Source organism: Streptomyces cucumeris (assembly GCF_024295805.1).
GTDB lineage: Bacteria > Actinomycetota > Actinomycetes > Streptomycetales > Streptomycetaceae > Streptomyces > Streptomyces cucumeris.
Genome location: NZ_JANCLX010000021.1, coordinates 115876 through 133562 on the forward strand (window position 1 = coordinate 115876; position 17687 = coordinate 133562).

The 17687-nt window shown below is 73.3% G+C and carries 19 protein-coding genes; 9 read left to right on the forward strand and 10 right to left on the reverse strand.

The window, feature by feature from the left end; translation table 11 throughout:
- Positions 1-17: 17 nt before the first annotated feature.
- Positions 18-584, reverse strand: coding sequence for a nucleoside deaminase (locus tag NMK44_RS27250; RefSeq protein WP_254747824.1), 567 nt, complete (start codon positions 582-584; stop codon positions 18-20).
- A 97-nt stretch (positions 585-681) separates the two neighbouring features.
- On the opposite strand from NMK44_RS27250, the gene NMK44_RS27255 reads away from it, so the two are divergent.
- Positions 682-1653 carry an antibiotic biosynthesis monooxygenase gene (locus tag NMK44_RS27255; RefSeq protein WP_254747826.1) on the forward strand — a complete coding sequence of 324 codons (972 nt, stop codon included), beginning with the start codon at positions 682-684 and terminating at the stop codon, positions 1651-1653.
- Between the two features lie 45 nt (positions 1654-1698).
- On the opposite strand, the gene NMK44_RS27260 is transcribed toward NMK44_RS27255, so the two are convergent.
- From NMK44_RS27260 to NMK44_RS27285, 6 genes are all read right to left on the reverse strand, one after another.
- Positions 1699-2559 carry a MauE/DoxX family redox-associated membrane protein gene (locus NMK44_RS27260; RefSeq protein ID WP_254747828.1) on the reverse strand — a complete coding sequence of 287 codons (861 nt, stop codon included), beginning with the start codon at positions 2557-2559 and terminating at the stop codon, positions 1699-1701.
- Positions 2556-3206 carry a cell wall protein gene (locus NMK44_RS27265; RefSeq protein ID WP_254747830.1) on the reverse strand — a complete coding sequence of 217 codons (651 nt, stop codon included), beginning with the start codon at positions 3204-3206 and terminating at the stop codon, positions 2556-2558. Before NMK44_RS27265 ends, NMK44_RS27260 begins: the two co-directional genes overlap by 4 nt.
- Before the next feature lie 11 nt (positions 3207-3217).
- A complete protein-coding gene (locus NMK44_RS27270) occupies positions 3218-3640 on the reverse strand; it encodes a septal ring lytic transglycosylase RlpA family protein (protein WP_254747832.1) in 423 nt (140 codons plus the stop codon).
- 92 nt (positions 3641-3732) lie between these two features.
- Positions 3733-4890 (reverse strand): acetyl-CoA C-acetyltransferase, encoded by a 1158-nt coding sequence (locus NMK44_RS27275; RefSeq protein WP_254747834.1) that lies wholly within the window; start codon positions 4888-4890, stop codon positions 3733-3735.
- Between the two features lie 27 nt (positions 4891-4917).
- Positions 4918-5505 carry a TetR/AcrR family transcriptional regulator gene (locus NMK44_RS27280; protein ID WP_254747922.1) on the reverse strand — a complete coding sequence of 196 codons (588 nt, stop codon included), beginning with the start codon at positions 5503-5505 and terminating at the stop codon, positions 4918-4920.
- A 66-nt stretch (positions 5506-5571) separates the two neighbouring features.
- Positions 5572-6360 (reverse strand): SDR family oxidoreductase, encoded by a 789-nt coding sequence (locus NMK44_RS27285; protein WP_254747836.1) that lies wholly within the window; start codon positions 6358-6360, stop codon positions 5572-5574.
- A 73-nt stretch (positions 6361-6433) separates the two neighbouring features.
- Between NMK44_RS27285 and NMK44_RS27290 the strand changes: the two genes are divergently transcribed.
- From NMK44_RS27290 to NMK44_RS27300, 3 genes are all read left to right on the forward strand, one after another.
- The gene (locus NMK44_RS27290) at positions 6434-7636 is read left to right on the forward strand and encodes an acyl-CoA dehydrogenase family protein (protein ID WP_254747838.1); all 1203 of its coding nucleotides are present in this window, start codon (positions 6434-6436) and stop codon (positions 7634-7636) included.
- A 93-nt stretch (positions 7637-7729) separates the two neighbouring features.
- The gene (locus NMK44_RS27295) at positions 7730-8737 is read left to right on the forward strand and encodes an acyl-CoA dehydrogenase family protein (RefSeq protein WP_254747840.1); all 1008 of its coding nucleotides are present in this window, start codon (positions 7730-7732) and stop codon (positions 8735-8737) included.
- A gap of 109 nt (positions 8738-8846) precedes the next feature.
- Positions 8847-9851, forward strand: a complete 1005-nt coding sequence (locus tag NMK44_RS27300; protein WP_254747842.1) for a LacI family DNA-binding transcriptional regulator — start codon at positions 8847-8849, stop codon at positions 9849-9851.
- A gap of 64 nt (positions 9852-9915) precedes the next feature.
- Here NMK44_RS27300 and NMK44_RS27305 read toward each other — a convergent pair whose 3' ends face one another.
- Complete coding sequence (locus tag NMK44_RS27305) at positions 9916-10656, reverse strand: PaaX family transcriptional regulator C-terminal domain-containing protein (RefSeq protein WP_254747844.1); 741 nt, start codon at positions 10654-10656, stop codon at positions 9916-9918.
- 153 nt (positions 10657-10809) lie between these two features.
- Here NMK44_RS27305 and NMK44_RS27310 point away from each other — a divergent pair, with 153 nt between their 5' ends.
- From NMK44_RS27310 to NMK44_RS27325, 4 genes are all read left to right on the forward strand, one after another.
- Positions 10810-12456, forward strand: a complete 1647-nt coding sequence (locus NMK44_RS27310) for an acyl-CoA dehydrogenase family protein (protein WP_254747846.1) — start codon at positions 10810-10812, stop codon at positions 12454-12456.
- Positions 12453-13238, forward strand: a complete 786-nt coding sequence (locus NMK44_RS27315) for a crotonase/enoyl-CoA hydratase family protein (protein WP_254747848.1) — start codon at positions 12453-12455, stop codon at positions 13236-13238. Before NMK44_RS27310 ends, NMK44_RS27315 begins: the two co-directional genes overlap by 4 nt.
- A 367-nt stretch (positions 13239-13605) precedes the next feature.
- Positions 13606-13920: a hypothetical protein gene (locus tag NMK44_RS27320; protein WP_302888679.1), complete on the forward strand. Its 315-nt coding sequence runs from the start codon at positions 13606-13608 to the stop codon at positions 13918-13920.
- Between the two features lie 243 nt (positions 13921-14163).
- Positions 14164-14934: a bestrophin-like domain gene (locus tag NMK44_RS27325; RefSeq protein WP_254747850.1), complete on the forward strand. Its 771-nt coding sequence runs from the start codon at positions 14164-14166 to the stop codon at positions 14932-14934.
- Here NMK44_RS27325 and NMK44_RS27330 read toward each other — a convergent pair.
- On the reverse strand, positions 14897-16186 hold the full coding sequence (locus tag NMK44_RS27330; RefSeq protein WP_254747852.1) for a cytochrome P450: 1290 nt from the start codon (positions 16184-16186) through the stop codon (positions 14897-14899). The two genes, NMK44_RS27325 and NMK44_RS27330, sit on opposite strands and share 38 nt — an antisense overlap.
- A gap of 69 nt (positions 16187-16255) precedes the next feature.
- Positions 16256-17107 carry a metallophosphoesterase family protein gene (locus NMK44_RS27335; RefSeq protein ID WP_254747854.1) on the reverse strand — a complete coding sequence of 284 codons (852 nt, stop codon included), beginning with the start codon at positions 17105-17107 and terminating at the stop codon, positions 16256-16258.
- Between the two features lie 98 nt (positions 17108-17205).
- Between NMK44_RS27335 and NMK44_RS27340 the strand changes: the two genes are divergently transcribed.
- Complete coding sequence (locus NMK44_RS27340) at positions 17206-17667, forward strand: universal stress protein (RefSeq protein ID WP_254747856.1); 462 nt, start codon at positions 17206-17208, stop codon at positions 17665-17667.
- Positions 17668-17687 lie beyond the last annotated feature (20 nt).

Consider the following 17687-nt stretch of genomic DNA (forward strand, 5'->3'; position numbering starts at 1 on the left):
CGCCCCACGGGCCCCCCTCAGTACGGGTGTCGGTCGGCCTTGTCCATCCATGCCTTGTACGCCTCGGCGCCGAGCTCGGGATGGATCTGCTCGATGAGGATCCTGCGCTGATCCATGGGTTTCTGGAAGTCCTCGTACTGATAGGCGTCATCGAAACCGATCTTCGCCGTGGCGGCCAGGTCACAGCTGAAGTACACGGCGTCGATCCGCGACCAGTAGATGGCGCTCATGCACATCGGGCACGGTGCGCCACTGATGTAGATCGAGCAGCCCTGGAGCATCCGGGCGCGCTCCGGAACCGGGTCGGGCGACCCCTCGGGGCGCGGTACGAGTTCCAGCGTGCTCTCGTCGACGTGTCCCCCGTCGATACTGGGCGCCTCGGGATTGAGCACCTGGATCGCCTTGCGGATGGTCTCCATCTCCGCGTGGGCGGTGGGATCGCCGGTCAGCAGTACGCGGTTCTGGCCCCGGGCGACGATGTCGCCGTTGCGGCTGATCACGGCACCGAACGGACCGCCCCAGCCGTTCTTCACGGATTCGGTGGCCAGTCGTACCGCTTCGACCAGGAACTCCTGCTTCGCCATGTCTCAGACCTCCGCTCGGCTCTGCGTGCCCGCGTCGGGACCCCCTGCGAAACGCTCGGTTTGTCGCATAAATTCCTTTTGATCTAGACTACTCGGCATGGATGCCCGTGCAACCCACGGCTCCGCCGGAGCCGGGGCAACGGTGGTGACCTCGCAGAAGGTCCGCCCCGGACGCGACGAGGACTACAAGCGCTGGCAGGAGAAGACCAACCGGACGGTGCGCGGTTTCGACGGCTTCGAGGGAACCGAGCTGTATCCGCCCGCGTCCGGCCAGGAGAACGAATGGGTGGTCGTCTTCCGGTTCTCCCGGATCGACCAGCTCACCACCTGGCTGCGGTCGGACGCCCGGCAGCAACTGCTGGACGAGGGACGCCCGCTGTTCGAGGCACCGCCCACCCAGGAGGTGCTCAGCGGCGGCACGCCCCCGGCCGAGCCCGAGGCCATCACGGCGGTCATCTCGCACGAGATCCGCCCGGGGCGCGAACAGTCCTTCCTGCGGTGGCAGGAGAAGACGCTCAAGGCCCAGGAGAAGTACCCCGGCTTCATGGGCTCGGAGCTGTTCCGCCCGGTACCGGGGATCCAGGAGCACTGGGTCGTGGTCTTCCGCTTCGACACCCGTGAACACCTCGACGAGTGGCTCGGGTCCGACACCCGCAGGAAACTGCTGCACGAGGGCGAGAAGTACTTCACGCGCTACGACGTACGGAAGATCAGCTCACCGTTCAGCGGCTGGTTCCGCTTCGGGGAGGGCGCTGACCAGGGCGTCCCGCCGAACTGGAAACAGGCCATGTCCGTGGTACTGGCCCTGTACCCGACGGTGATGATCCTCGATCTGACGGCGGGGTACGGTCTGAACGAGGCCGGTGTGCCCGGCTACGCCGCCCTGTTCATCAGCAACGTCCTGAGCGTCTCCATCCTCACCTGGGTGCTGATGCCGCTGGTGAACCGGGCGCTGGCGTTCTGGCTGCTGCCCGGCCGGGCGCGCACCCTGCGGGTCCATGTGGCGGGCGCCGCGCTGGTCGCCCTGTGCTACGGGCTGCTCGTCCTCATCTTCGGCCTCACCAGCTGAGGCCCCCCGGCTGCGGAACCTCCCGGCTGCGGAACGTCGAGCGGTTCAAGCGGTCAGCGCCACGGCCTCACCGGTGTCGGCGTCCAGGACGCTCACCCGTACCGCGGGTTCGCGCACCCCGTCCCGGCTGGCCGCCGCGTCGAGCGCGAAGAGCACCACCACCGGCCGGGCGCCACCACCGCCTCCGTGGACCCCGGAATACTGCAGGATGCGCCAGCCGTCGTCGTCCCAGTGGTCCAGCAGCGCGGAGCGCACCAGGGGCGCGGCGCTCTGCCAGGCCAGTGAACGTTCCAGCAGCTCGACGGTGGCCGCCACCGGGACCCGGGTGGCGGCGCGGGTTCCATCGAGCGGATGCCCGGTCAGCCGCAGTCGCAGCCTGCGCCACGGCAGCCGCCAGCGGTCCGGGGCGAGGGCCACCGCTCCGGCCAGCGCGGCCAGCACGGCGCCCGAGGCGGCGGCGGGATGGCTCGGCACCACGATCCACCACGGGTGCCGGGCGAGGGCGACGGCCACCCCGCCCGCCAGGACCGCGGCGGCGCGGATGACCGCGCGGCCTCCGACCGGTCCGTCGTCCCCGGCCGTACAGCCGCAGGACGCACCGGGTGCCGCGCGCCGGGCGTAGCCGAGGTAGCCCAGGAATCCGGCGCCGAGCGCGGTGGCCGCGCCGCCCGTGACCACCGACGGCGGCAGCGCCAGCAGCGCCGCGCACAGCAGGAGTTCGAGGGCGCCGAGGCCGCGCAGCGCGCGGGCCGCCCGGTCGCCGCCGCCCAGCAGCCGGGCCAGCGCGGTGCGGGAGGCGGACCGCGGCCCGCCGCGGCCGAAGAACTTGCCCGCACCGGCCGTACCCAGCACCAAGGCGAGCAGCGGTGCCGCCAGATCCACGGCCACGGTGACGGCAGGGCTCACCGGTGGTGTCCCGCGCCCGGTCCGACCGAGACCCGCACCAGCTCCACCGAGTCGTCGGACGGCCGCCAGGCGCCGAGCACCTGGGCGTCCTGGCCGATGCGCAGCCGGGAGAGGTCCGCGGTGGGCGCGGCACCGGAGTAGGAGACGCTGGTGGTGTCCGCGAGCACATGTCCGACGATCTCGTGGGAGCCGTGGGCGAGGTGCAGCCGGGTCTTCTCGATCCCGCGAACGGTGGTGTGCAGGTGGACGATGTTGACCCACACCGCGTCGGCGGCGAGGGTTCCGTCGGGCATCGGGACCCCGCGGGCATAGAGGCCGTCGCCGGTGGCGATGGCGTCCGCGGTGGTGGCGCGCACCTTCCAGACGCTGGTGGCGGCGGTGACCCGGACCCGGGCGTAGGTGCCCCATGACCCCGCGACCGCCAGCAGCCCGCCGTCGATCCCGGTGATCCGGCCCTCCACGAAGGTGGCGTCGGCGACCGCGGGATCCAGGGAACGCAGGGGCGCCGCGAAGGCCGCGTCGGCGTCCAGGGCACCCAGGGCGGTCGCCCCGATGACACCGCTGCCGACCACGGTGGCGCCGCGGAGGGCCGCGGCGGTGAGGAACCGCCGGCGGTCCAGGGGGTCGCCGGTCCGGTACGCGCTCATGTCCGCCCGTCTCATTCGAAGATGACCACCGGCAGGGTGCCGGTGCTCAGACTGCCGATCGCGGAGAAGGCGGCCGGGGTGAGGTCGATGACCCGGTTGGTGCGGCAGGTGCCGTCACAGCAACTGGACTCGGAACAGAAGCTCCGGGTGCGCGGACCGCAATCGCTGACCGTGACGCACACACTGGCTCCTGAGCACTGGTGGCGCACCTTCATCACCGACCCGCAGCCGCGCCGGGGCAGCTTCTCCCCGCACAGGTCCGGCCGGGTGATGTCCCAGCACGCCTGGGAGGCATTGGGCCAGGCGGCCTGGAGCTTGCTGGACTTGCAGGTGCCACACGCCCCGCCGCCCGCGGCGGCACACGGGCCCCAGGCGTTGCCACAACAGAACCAGGTGGCCTCGCCGTTCCAGAGACTGGTCGATCCACACGCCATGCGGCCATCATGGGCGGGGCCGTGGGGCCCCGCCACGCGGACGCGTCCGAACCGGCGGTGGCCCACCGCGGCGGCCCGGTCCGGCACCAGGTTCAGAGCCGTTCGAGGATGGTGACGTTGGCCTGGCCGCCGCCCTCGCACATGGTCTGGAGGCCGTACCGGCCGCCGGTGCGCTCGAGTTCATGCAGCAGGGTCGTCATCAGCTTGGTGCCGGTGGCGCCGAGGGGGTGGCCCAGGGCGATGGCGCCACCGTTGACGTTGACCCGCTCCGGATCGGCGCCGGTCTCCTTCAGCCAGGCGAGCACCACGGGCGCGAACGCCTCGTTGATCTCCACCAGGTCGATGTCGGAGATGGCCAGACCGGTCTTCGCCAGGGCGTGCGCGGTCGCGGGGATGGGCGCGGACAGCATCCGGACGGGGTCCTCACCGCGCACCGAGAGGTGGTGGATCCGGGCGCGCGGGGTCAGTCCGTGGTCCCGCACCGCCCGTTCGGAGGCGATCAGCATCGCCGCGGCCCCGTCGGAGACCTGGGAGGACAGCGCGGCGGTGATCCGGCCGCCGTCCATGACCGGCTTGAGGGCGGCCATCTTCGCCCGGCTGGTGTCCCGGCGCGGCCCCTCGTCGGCGGTGACCTCCCCGTACGGCACCAGTTCGCGCGCGAAGCGGCCCTCGTCCATGGCGCGGACCGCCCGCTGGTGCGAGCGCAGCGCGAACTCCTCCATCGCCTCACGGGTGATGTCCCATGTCTCCGCGATCAGCTCGGCGCCGTAGAACTGGTTGACCGGCCGGTCGCCGTACCGCTTCCGCCAGCCCTCGGAGCCCGCGAAGGGGCCCTCGGTCAGTCCGAGCGGGACGGCCGCCTGGCGGCTGGCGTAGGCGATCGGCACCATCGACATGTTCTGCACCCCGCCCGCGACCACCAGGTCCTGGGTGCCGGAGAGCACCGCCTGCGCCGCGAAGTGGATCGCCTGCTGGGAGGAGCCGCACTGCCGGTCCACCGTGACCCCCGGCACTTCCTCCGGCAGCCCGGCCGCCAGCCAGCAGGTGCGCGCGATGTCCCCGGCCTGCGGGCCGACGGTGTCCAGGCAGCCGAAGACGACGTCCTCGACGGCGGCCGGGTCGGCCCCCGAGCGTTCCATCAGCGCCCGCAGCACATGGGCGCCGAGGTCGGCCGGATGGACGGGCGCCAGTCCGCCGTTCCGCTTGCCGACGGGGGTGCGTACCGCTTCGACGATGTATGCCTCGGCCATGACCGCTGTCGCTCCTTCGGCTGGTGGTCATTCCCGCGGGGTGATGCCGTCCAGGACCATCGACAGGTACTGGCGGGCGATCTCCTCGGGGCTGTGGTGTCCGCCCGGCCGGTACCACGACGCGGCGACCCATACGGTGTCGCGCAGGAAGCGGTACGCCAGCCGGATGTCGACGTCGGCGCGGAAGACCCCCTCGGCCACCCCGCGCTCCAGGGTGCCCAGCCAGGCCCGTTCGAACTTCCGCTGCGACTCGGCGAGATAGCCGAAGCGGGGCTGGGCGGCCAGGTGGCGGGCCTCCTTCTGGTAGATCGCGACGGCGGAATGGTGCCGGTCGATCTCCCGGAAGGACTCGGTGACGAGCGCCTCGATGGTCTCCCTGGGACCGAGCCCGGCGCCGAGCACCGCCTCGTATCCGGCCCACAGCTCGTCGAGGAAGGTGGAGAGGATCTCGTCGACCATCGACTCCTTGGAGTCGAAGTGGTAGTACAGGCTGCCCGCGAGCATCCCCGCCTCGTCCGCGATCCTGCGGACGGTGGTGGCGTTGTACCCCTGGGCGGCGAACACCTCGGCCGCCGTGGTGAGCAGTTCGCGGCGTCGTTCGGGGGTGGGGCTCACGGTGGTCTTCTTCTCGCTGGTCCTGGTGCGGTTCTGGCTGGAGTTCGGCACGGGGTCATTGTCGCCTCATGCGTGCTGGCTGCTGACGGACACCGTCTCCCCGGTCATGTACGACGAATAGCCGCTGGCCAGGAAGACGATCACGTTGGCCACCTCCCAGGGCTCGGCGTACCGGCCGAACGCCTCGCGCTCGGTCAGTTCGGCGAGCAGTTCGGGGGTGGTCACCTTCACCAGATGCGGATGCATGGCCAGGCTCGGGGAGACCGCGTTCACCCGCACCCCGTATCCGGCGGCCTCGACGGCGGCGCAGCGGGTGAGCGCCATGACGCCCGCCTTGGCCGCCGCGTAGTGGGCCTGCCCGGCCTGGGCGCGCCAGCCGACGACCGACGCGTTGTTGATGACGACACCGCCATGGCCGTCGGCCCGCATCCGGCGCAGTGCGGCGCGGGTGCAGCGGAAGGTGCCGGTCAGTGTGACGTCCAGGACGCGGTCCCACTGGGCGTCGGTCATCTCGGTGAGCAGGGCGGTGCCGCCCAGCCCGGCGTTGTTGACGACCGCGTCCAGCCGTCCGTGACGCTCCTCGGCGAGGTCGTGGAGCGCCGCCACCTGGTCCTCGTCGGTCACATCGCAGACCAGCCCGGCGACCCGGTCCGCGCCGAACTCATCGGCGAGGACGGCGGCCGTCTCCTTGAGCCTGCGCTCATGGGCGTCGCCGATAACGATCCTCGCGCCCTCCTCGAGGAAGCGGCGGGCGGTCGCGCCGCCGATCCCGGAGCCCGCGGCGGCGGTGATGACGGCCGTGCGACCGGTGAGCAGGCCGTGGCCGGGGACATACGGCGCCTTGTTGTCCGTCACCCTGCCACGGTAACCTACCAAACACTTGTTAGGGAACGTGGTGAGCGTGGCGGACGCGAGGAGGACGGGACGGGTGGACCTCGAACTCGGCGAGCGGCAGCGGGCGTTCCGGGATGAGGCCCGCCGCTGGCTCACGGCCCATGTCCCCGCCGTCCTGCCGCCGTCCCTGGAGACCGCCGAGGGCTTCGCCGCCCACCGCGCCTGGGAGCGGACGCTCGCCGGGGGCCGGTGGTCGGCGGTGACCTGGCCCGAGGAGTACGGCGGCCGGGGGGCGTCCCTGGTGGAGTGGCTGCTGTTCGAGGAGGAGTACTACGCGGCGGGTGCGCCGGGCCGGGTGAGCCAGAACGGGATCAGTCTGCTGGCCCCCACCCTCCTCGCCCACGGCACCGCCGCGCAGCGGGCCCGGATCCTGCCGCCGATGGCGCGCGGTGAGGTGATCTGGGCCCAGGCGTGGTCCGAGCCGGAGTCCGGTTCGGATCTGGCCTCGCTGCGCTCCACCGCCCGCCGGGCGGACGGCGGCTGGCTGCTGACGGGCCAGAAGACCTGGTCGTCCCGGGCGGCCTTCGCCGACCGTGCCTTCGGGCTCTTCCGCAGCCATCGCGAGGAGGGCGCGCCCCCGCACCGCGGGCTGACGTACCTGATGTTCCCGCTCGACGCCCCGGGCGTGACCGTCCGCCCGATCGGGCGCCTCGACGGCAAACCGGCCTTCGCCGAGCTCTTCCTCGACGAGGTGTTCGTACCGGACGAGGACGTCATCGGCGAGCCGGGGCAGGGCTGGCGGGTGGCGATGAGCACGGCGGGCGACGAACGCGGGCTGACACTGCGCAGCCCGGGGCGCTTCACCGCCGCCGCTCGGCGGCTGGTGGCGCTGTGGCGGGAGCGGTCGGCGGAGTCCGGCGGGGGCGGCGCGGGCCTGGACGGCGCACTGCGGGACCGGGTCGCCGACGCGGTGATCGGCGCCCGCGCGTACGAGCTGTTCGCGTACGCGAGCGCGACACGGCCGGACCCGGGGGGCACGGGCGCCGCCACCGGGGCCGAGTCCAGCCTCAACAAGGTCTTCTGGTCCGAACTGGACATCGCCCTCCATGAAACGGCCCTGGATCTGCTCGGCCCGTTCGCGGAGCTGGCCGACGACGCGCCGGAGGCCGCCGGGGGCGGCGCCTGGGCGGACGGCTACACCTTCGCCCTGGCGGGCCCGGTCTACGCGGGCACCAACGAGATCCAGCGCGATCTGATCGCCGAGCGGGTGCTGGGCCTGCCGAGGGACCGGCGCTGAGGGTGGCTTCCGCCGGGGTGCGTCCCCCGGGCGCATCGATCCGGCACATGCCCCGTCCAGGCGGACCGGACAGGTGGGAAAGGGGAACACGCGATGGACTTCGTACTGGACCGGGCACAGGGCGAGTTCGGGCGGACGCTGGACCGGATGCTCGGTGGGGCCGGTACCGCGCGGACCGTCCGGGCCTGGGGGCGGGGGGACCACGGACCGGGCCGGGCGCTGTGGGAGCGGCTCGGCGGGCTCGGGGTGACCGCGCTGGCCGTCCCGGAGGCGTACGACGGCGTCGGGCCGCTGCCGGTGGAACTGGCCGTGGCCTACGTCGAGTCGGGACGCCACGCGGTGCCGGGACCGCTGGCCGAGACCGCCGCCGTGGCCGTCCTGCTGACCGCGCTGGCCGAGGGGGACCACCCCCGGGCCGCCGCTGCCGCCCGGCACTGGCTGCCGCGGATCGCCTCCGGGCGGGCCCTGGTCACCCTGGCGGCGGCCGACGGCGGACCGTACGCGCTGGACGCGGACGCCGCCGACGCCGTGTTCACGGTGGCCGGCGAGGAGTTGTGGCTGGCCCCGGGGCACGGTCCGGTACAGCGTTCGTCCGACCCGGCCCGGCGGCTGGCCAGGCCACGGCCCGGTGGTGAACCGCTGGCACACGGCCCCGCGGTGGCTCCGGCCGTCGAGCGGGCCGCGGACTGGGCGGCGTTCGCCACGGCCGCGCTCTCCTTGGGCACCGGACTGGCCCTGCTGGAGCGGACGGTGGCGTATGTGAAGGGAAGACGGCAGTTCGGCCGGGCGGTGGGCTCGTTCCAGGCGGTCAAGCACCGGCTGGCGGATGTGCTCATCGGGCTGGAGTTCGCGCGGCCGCTGCTGTTCGGGGCGGCGGTGGCACTCGCCTCGGACACGCCCGGCAGACGGGCGGAGGTCGCCGCCGCCAAGGTGGCGGCGGGTGAGGCGGGATACGCGGCGGCCCGCGCGGCGCTCCAACTGCACGGCGCGATCGGCTACACGGACGAGTTCGACCTCTCGCTGTGGATCCGCAGGGCCCACGCGCTGCGCTCCGCGTGGGGCACGCCCTCGGTCTGCCGCGCCCGTGTGCTGGCGGGCTGACGCCCACACGGGACCAACCGCGCCGAAGAGTGTTCCCCGCATGCCTTCTTGATCCATGCTGGTGCGACCACCGGCGAGCGAACCCAGTGAACAGCGAGGGATGCCACAGATGCACCGGCCCCGGCCCACCCTGGAGAACGTGGCGCGGCACGCGGGTGTCTCGCGCGCGACCGTGTCCCGGGTCGTCAACGGCTCCACCACGGTCGGCGAGGACAGCCGGGAGGCGGTGCTGCGGGCCATCCGGGAGCTCGGCTACATCCCCAACCAGGCGGCGCGCAGCCTGGTCACCCAGCGCACGGACTCCTTCGCGCTGGTGCTGCCGGAGGAGCCGGGCCGGGTCTTCTCGGACGACCAGTTCTTCCCCGGGGTGGTGCGCGGGGTGAGCCAGGAGCTGGAGGCGGCCGACAAGCAGCTGGTGCTGATGATGGCCCGCTCCCCCGCCAGCCGGGACCGGATCGAGCGGTTCGCGCTGGCGCGCCACGTCGACGGGGTCATGGTGGCGTCCATGCACGGGGCCGATCCGCTGCCCGCCGCCCTGGCCCGGATGGGGATCCCGGTGGTCTGCAACGAACGGGCGCTGGGCGCCGCGATGCTGCCGTACGTCGGGGTGGACAACGTGGCGGGGGCGGCGGGCGCGGTGCGCCATCTCGCTGCCTCCGGCCGTACCCGGATCGCCACCGTGGCGGGGCCGCAGGACATGGTGGCCGGGGTCGACCGGCTGACGGGCTACCGCTCGGCACTGCGGGAGGCGGGGCTGGATCCGTCGGTGGCGGTCGGCGACTTCACCCAGGAGTCGGGCGTGGTGGCGATGCGGGAGCTGCTGGAGCGGCAGCCGGGGCTGGACGCGGTGTTCGTGGCGTCGGACCTGATGGCCATCGGGGTGCTGCGGGCCCTGCGGCAGGCGGGGCGGCGGGTACCGGACGACGTGGCCGTGGTGGGGTTCGACGACATCGAGCCCGCCCGTTACACCGAGCCGCCACTGACCACCGTCCGGCAGCCCATCGCCGAGATCGGCCGCCGGCTGGCGGGGCAGCTGCTGCGGCTGGCGTCCGGGGAGAGCATCGAGCCCGCCCTCGTGCTGCCCACCGAGCTGGTGGTCCGCAACTCGGGGTGACCGCGGGCCCCCGGCCGTCACCCTCCGCAGCGGCTGTCCGGACGGGCCCGCGCGGGCCGCGCGGTCAGCCGCCGATGTGCTGGGTGAGCAGGGCGCGGAACTCCCGCTCGAACGCGTCGTAGCGGCGCCGCAGCCCCGCGCCCGGCCAGTCCTCGGGCAGCAGCCGGGCGGGCAGCACGGGGTCGGCCAGCAGATGCCGCAGCACGGCGGCCCCGACGGTGAAGCGGGCGGCGGGGTCCTCCGCGCCGTCCAGCGCCTCCGCCAGCAGCCGGGCCTGGCGGGCCCAGCCGTCCAGGTCCCACAGCCGCGCGGCGAGCGCGACCGGGTCGCCCTCCGGCGCGCCGGAGAACCAGCCGCACTGCTCGGCGGCGACGGCCGGGCGCGGGCGGACCAGATTGGCGGGGCGCAGCCAGGTGCCCTCGCGGAGTTCGGCCAGCCGCAGGGCGGCCATCGTCTGGCGCAGCGCGGCGCGCTCGGCCGCCGCGCGCCGGTCGGTGGTGACGACGGCGATCTCCCAGCCGCCGTCCCAGCGCCGGGTGCGGGGGGCGCGGCTGTCGTCCTGGCGCGCCTGGCGGGCCAGCAGCCGGTCGGTGAGGGCGTAGTCGCCGTCGCGCTGTTCCAGGTCACCGGCGGCGACCATCCGGGTGAGCGCGACCCGGACGGTGCCCTCGGCGGTGCCGAAGAGCGCGCCGACGCTGACCAGGACGCGTACGGGCAGCCGGGGCGGATGATGGCCGAGCAGGGTACTGAGCACGATCGAGCGCGCGGTCAGCGGCCGCAGGGCGAGGGTTCCGGTGTCGTCCATAGCTGAGGGGCACTCTATAGCTGCCCGACCCCCTTCCCATTACAGTTATTCATCACGCATGATGGAAGTGTAAGGCCGCCCGGGAGGGCACCGGTGGGACCGGTGCGCACCGGGAGGCCGGTGAGTCCGCCACGACCGAGGAGTTGTTCCGCGATGAGCCCCACGCATGAAGTCCTCAACCAGCCCCCGCCCCTCGTCGGCTTCACCACGGCGGACGACCCCGCCCTGCTGGAGGCGCTGCGCCGGGACGGCGGCGCCTGGGGCGAGGCGGAGGTCCGGGAGGTGGGCGCGCGGGCTGGTTCCGCCGAGGTCCAGGACCGGGCGCGGATGGCCGAGGAGCACCCGCCGGTGCTGCACACCCACGACCGCTACGGCCACCGGGTCGACGAGGTCGAGTACCACCCCGCCTACCACGAGCTGATGGCGGAGGCCGTGGCGAGCGGCCAGCACGCGGCGGCGTGGCGCGACAGCCGCTCCGGCGCCCATCTGGTGCGCGCGGCCAAGTTCTACGCCTTCGCGCAGGCCGAGGCCGGGCACGGCTGCCCGATCTCCATGACCTACGCCGCGGTTCCCGCGCTGCGGGCGGAACCGGAGCTGGCCGCGGCGTACGAACCGCTGCTGGCCGCCCGGGAGTACGACTTCGGACTGCGTGCGCCGCTCGGCAAACGCGGTCTGATCGCGGGCATGTCGATGACGGAGAAGCAGGGCGGTTCGGACGTCCGCGCCAACACCACCCGAGCCGTCCCGGCCGGTGACGGCACCTATGTGCTCACCGGCCACAAGTGGTTCACCTCCGCGCCGATGAGCGATGTCTTCCTGACGCTGGCCCAGGCCGACGAGGGAGTGACCTGCTTCCTGGTGCCGCGGGTCCTGCCGGACGGCACCCGTAACGCCCTGCGGCTGCAGCGGCTGAAGAACAAGCTGGGCAACCACTCCAACGCCTCATCGGAGATCGAGTACGAACAGGCCGTGGCCTGGCGGGTCGGCGAACCGGGCCGCGGGGTGCGCACCATCGTCGAGATGGTGAACATGACCCGGCTGGACTGCGTCATCGGTTCGGCGGCGGCCATGCGCACCGGGCTGCGGCAGGCGCTGCACCACGCCGAGCACCGCCGGGCGTTCGGCGCCGAACTCATCGACCAGCCGCTGATGCGCCACGTTCTGGCGGACCTGGCGGTGGAGTCGGAGGCCGCCACCACCCTGGCCATGCGGCTCGCGGCGGCGCTGGACCGTGCGGAGGCCGGGGACGCGTCGGAGGCGGCGCTGCGCAGGCTCGGGCTGGCGGTCAGCAAGTACTGGGTGTGCAAACGCGGTTCGACCCACGCGGCCGAGGCCCTGGAGTGCCTGGGCGGGAACGGCTATGTGGAGGACTCGGGGATGCCGCGGCTGTACCGGGAGGCGCCGCTGCTGTCCATCTGGGAGGGCTCGGGCAACGTCGCCGCGCTCGACGTACTGCGCGCGCTGGGACGTGAGGAGGGCGCGCTCGACGCGTTCCTCGCCGAGGTCGAGAGCGCGGCGGGGGCCGACGCCCGGCTGGACGCGGCCGTGGCACGGCTGCGGGCGCTGCTGCCGCAGCTCGGCGACCCGCAGCGGGCCCAGTTGCTGGCGCGCCGGCTGGCCGAGCAGATGACCCTGGTGCTCCAGGGCAGTCTGCTGGTGCGCTACAGCCATCCGGCGGTCGCCGACGCGTTCTGTGCCTCGCGGCTGGACGGGGACTGGGGGCACGCGTTCGGCACCTTGCCGCCGGGGACCGACACCGGACCGATCCTGGAGCGGGCCCGGCCCAAGGATCTGCGGTGACCTCCGACGGGGGCGGGGCGGCGGTCCGCACCGAGCGGGCGGGCCCGGTGACCACCGTGGTGCTCGCCCGCCCCGGCGTCCGCAACGCGGTGGACGGGGCGACCGCGACCGCCCTCGCCGACGCCTTCCGCGCCTTCGACGCCGATCCCGCGGCCCGGGTGGCCGTGCTGTGGGGCGAGGGCGGCACCTTCTGCTCCGGCGCCGACCTCAAGGCGGTCGGCACCGAGCGCGGCAACCGCGTGGCCGAGGACGGCGACGGGCCGATGGGCCCCACCCGGCTGCGGCTGTCCAAACCGGTGATCGCTGCGGTCAGCGGCCACGCGGTCGCGGGCGGGCTGGAGTTGGCCCTGTGGTGCGATCTGCGGGTGGTGGAGGAGGACGCGGTCTTCGGGGTGTTCTGCCGCCGCTGGGGCGTACCGCTGATCGATGGCGGCACGGTACGGCTGCCCCGGCTGATCGGCGCGAGCCGGGCCATGGACCTGGTGCTGACGGGGCGTCCGGTACCGGCCCGGGAGGCGTACGACATCGGGCTCGCCAACCGGCTGGTGCCCCCGGGCCAGGCCCGTGCCGCGGCGGAGCGGCTGGCCGCCGAGATCGCCCGCTTCCCGCAGACCTGTCTGCGCGGCGACCGTGCCGCGCTGCTCGAACAGGAGGGGCTGCCGGAGGAGGAGGCGATGGCCGGGGAGTTCCGTCACGGCCTGGCGACCCTGGCCGAGGGGCTGGACGGCGCGGCCCGCTTCGCGGCGGGCGCGGGACGGCACGGCGGCTTCGACGACCTGTGAGCCGCGGGCCCTCTAGACCGGTGCGTCAGGGGCGGATCCGCCCCTGACGTCAACCCCGGCACGGTGAACCCCCCTCCCCCGTAACCCGTTCGGGCGAAAACACGGGGCCGCACGGCTGACACCGGTGTGATGGGCCAAAGATCTTCCTCGTGAACCGATGGCATCGCGCATGGCGTTCAGGGGTCCTCGTCACGGCCCTTGTCTGCGCCTCGGCGGGGGCGACGGCCGCGGCCGACGGAACGGGTGGTGGGGACACGTCCGTCACGCCCGCTCCCGGACGGACGGTCGACGTCCGGGTCCGGGCGGGAGTGACGGACGAGGGGGCGTACGCGGCCGCACGGATCGAGGTCCGCCCCGGCTTCTGTATGTGCGCGGTCGCGTCGGCCGGGACGGACGGCGCGTTCGCGCACTACGGACACTGCCCCACGCCCACCCCGACGCCCACCCCGACGCCCACACCCACCCCTACGCCCACTCCGACCCCCACGCCGACGCCGACTCCCACACCGTCCCCCACGGTCTCGCCGACGCCCACCCCGACGGCCACACCCACCCCGACGCCGACGCCGAGTCCCTCGCTGACCTCGAAGGCTCCGGCGCCCGCTGCCGAGCGCCCTACGCCCCGCCGGACCCCCTCGCCTCGGCCCACGCCGCCCCGGCCCTCCCCGGCCGCGCCCGGTGAGCCCGCGGCGCCGTCCTCCGAACCGGCGCCCGCCCCGACGCGGGCCGAGCCGGTCCAGGCGCCGGCGTATCGCCCGCCCCGCCGCGACGAGCCCCCCGAGGGAACCTCGTTGGTCACCTTCACCCTGCTGCTCACGGCGCCCGCGGTGCTCGCGGCCGCCGCTCTCCGCCCGCGTTCACGCTCCGCCTCACGCGGCGGACGGCGCGGCTGATCCGCCCTGCCGACCCGCTCCGGAGGTTACCCATGCCCGAATGGCTGATTCTGACGCTTGTGATGGCCGGGGTCTGCTCGGCCGTCGTACTGGCCGCGGTCCTCAACTCCCGCCGCCTCGGCGTGGAGGACGATCCCACCGAGACCCCCGATGTCCTCGACTACATGATCATGATGATCGGCGTGGTCTACGCGATCGTGCTCGGTCTGGCCATCGCCGGGGTCTGGGAGGCCCGGGGCGCCGCCCAGGACGGGGTGCGTACCGAGGCCCAGGCCCTGCACGAGGTGAGCCAGCGGGCGAGTGTCTACCCGCCGTCCGTACGCGACCGGATCCGTGGGGACATCGACGCGTACGTGGACCACGTGGTGTCCGAGGAGTGGCAGGTGATGATCGACAAGGGTGAACTCACCGAACGCGGCACGGTACTGCTGGACGCGGTGCGCCACGAGGTCACCCATGCCCGGCCCCGGACGGCGCTCCAGTCACAGGCGTACCAGCCCATGGTGGACGAGGTGGCGGCCGCCGACGCGGCCAGGACCGCCCGGCAGCAGAGCGCGGGGCCGACCATGCCCCAGGTGGTCTGGATCGGGCTGACGCTGGGGGCGGCCCTGGTGGTGGGGCTGATCTTCACCCTGCAGATCCGCCGCTCCCCACGGGAGCTGATGCTGTCGGTGATGTTCACCAGCCTGATCGTCTTTCTGCTCTTCCTGGTCTGGGACTTCGACGATCCCTTCGGACGCTCGGTCGGTGACGCGACCGCCCCGTTCACCGATCTGTTCCCCAGCGCAACGGGAGGCGCTTGAGCCCGTTCTGGAAGTTGGAGGTCAGCCGCACCGGCTCCCCGGCCAGGCGCAGTCCGGGCAGCCGGTCGAGGGCGGCGCGCAGCATGGCCCGCATCTGGACGCGGGCCAGTTGCGCACCCATGCAGAAGTGCGGCCCGTGGCCGAAACTGACGTGGTCGTTGGGTGAGCGGGTGGGGTCGAAGCGGTCGGGGTCGGCGAAGACCGTCTCGTCGCGATTGGCGGAGGCGTGGAAGACCACGACCTTCTCACCGCGCCGGATGAGCTGTCCGCCCAGTTCCACATCACGGGTGGCGGTACGGCGGAAGTCGACGACCGGCGGCCAGAAGCGCAGCATCTCCTCCACCGCGGAGCCGGTCAGTCCGGGCCGTGTCAGCAGCAGCCGGTGGCTCCCGGGGTGTTCGAGCAGGGTGAGCAGCCCGCCGGGGATGCCGTTGCGCAGTGTCTCGTTGCCCGCCACCGCGAAGAGGAAGAACATGGTCTCGAACTCCTCGCGGCTGAGCCCTGCCTCCCGCATCCGCGCCATCACACTGCCGGGCCGGGGCCGTTCGGCCAGCGCATGGGCGTAGCCGAACATATCGGCCAGGGCCTCGCGGGAGCGCGGGTTCACCGGCCGTCCGTCCGGGCGGACCGCCGGGGTGGGCCGGAGGGCGAGGGCGGCGCGTCCGGAGGGGCTCAGCTCCCCCGGGTCGGCGGTGCTGGACCCGGCGTGGTCGGTGTCCTGGTAGCCGATGACGCGGTTGGACCAGTCGTACAGCAGCCGCCGGTCGCTCTCGGGGACCCCCATCACCTGGGCCAGGGTCCACACCGGCAGATCGGCCGCGAGCTCGACGAAGTCGGCCTCGCCGCGGTCGGCCACGGAGTCGATGAGCGCCGCCGCACGATTCCCGATGGCCGTCTCCAGTTCGCGTACGGCGCGCGGGGTGAGGGCGGCGGCGACGATCCGGCGGAGCCGCACATGTCCTGGCGGATCCTGATTGAGCATCATCGCCCGGACGAAGTCGAGGTCGGCCGGGGTGTCGGGGTCGCGGATCTGGGTGGCGCCCAGCCAGGAGGAGAAGACCTCGGGGGTGCGCAGCACATGTTTGACGTCCGCGTGCCGGAACACCGCCCAGAAGCCCGGGCCCGCGGGCCACCCGCCGACCGCGGGCTCCTCGATCCGGCAGACGGGGCGGGTGGCGCGCAGGGTGCGGAAGAGCGCGTAGGGGACGCCGGTGGCATAGGTCTCGGGGAGGAACGCCTCGACAGGGTTCACAGCCGAGACCGTACGGCGCCACCCGCCGGGCGCGTCAAGACGCCGTGAACCACGCCCCGGAGGAGGCCGTCATGGCACCGGCACCGGGAGCACCCGGCGCAGCGGGTCCTCGGGCAGCCTGCCGTGCGCCTTCCATTCGCGCGGATAGCCCACCGACACCTCCTGGAAGGTCACTCCGTCCTCCACCGTGGTGCGGGGGATGTGGAGGTGGCCGTAGACCACGGTCTCGGCGCGGAACCGTACATGCCAGTCGGCGGTCAGCTCGGTGCCGCACCACAGGGCGAAGTCCGGGTAGCGCAGCACCCGGGTGGGCAGCCGGGTCAGCGGCCAGTGGTTGATGAGCACGGTCCGCACGGTGGGGTCGCACGCGGCCAGCTTCGCCTCGGTCGCGGCGACGCGGGCGCGGCACCAGGCGTCGCGGGTGGGGTACGGGTCGGGGTGGAGGAAGTGCTCGTCGGTGCAGACCACTCCGGAGTCATGGGCGTGGGCCAGGGCGGCTTCCTTGGTGGTGATGCCGTCGAGGCGGAAGGTGTAGTCGTAGAGCAGGAACAGCGGGGCGATGGTCAGCGGCCCCCCGACGCCCTCCCAGAGCGGGTAGGGGTCCTCGGGCGTCACGATGCCCTTGGCCCGGCACATCTCCACCAGCGCCTCGTAGCGCGCGACGCCACGGGCCTCCAGCGGATCCTTGGGGTGGGTCCACAGTTCATGGTTGCCCGGCACCCAGATGACCTTGGCGAAGCGCTCGCTCAGCAGTCCCAGCGTCTCCTCGACCTCGGAGAAGATCTCGCCGACGTCCCCGGCGACGATCAGCCAGTCGTCCTCGGAGCCCGGCCGCAGCCGCTCCACGATCGCCCGGTTCTCCGAGTAGGCCACGTGCAGGTCACTGATGGCGAGTAGTTCGCCCCGGTGCGTGCCGCCCATTGTTTCTCCTGTCGTACGGTGGCGGTCATATGCGATGCGGTCGTACCGGGCCCGGCCCGGCTGATGGCCGGTCCGTCCCTGGCGCTAGCCTCGCAGATGTGGTGGACAAACTCCCGGCGTCTTTTGAACGTGGCACCGACGGCCCGAAGGTCATCCTGGTCGGAGTGGACGGCTCCGATTCCTCCTGGCGCGCCGCGGCGTACGCCGCCGGACTGGCCAGACGGCAGAACGCGCTGCTGGCCGTGGTCTATGTGCAGCCGGTGCTGCCCGCGGGCGCGGTGCTCGGCGCGGCGGTCGCCGACACCACCGGTGAGGTGGCCGAGGAGCTGGTCCGGGAGATCCGGGAGGCGACCGAGCGGCTGCGCGGGGTGTTCGAGGTCCGCTGGGAGTTCCACACCTTCCGCGGCGATCCCTACAGCGGTCTGGTGCAGGCCGCGGACGAGCTCACCGCGGACGCGGTGGTGGTGGGCGCCTCCGAGCAGGCCGGGCACCGGATCGTCGGCTCGGTGGCGGTCCGGCTGGTGAAGGCGGGGCGCTGGCCGGTGACCGTGGTTCCGTGAGGCCGGGCGCCGGCCGTCCG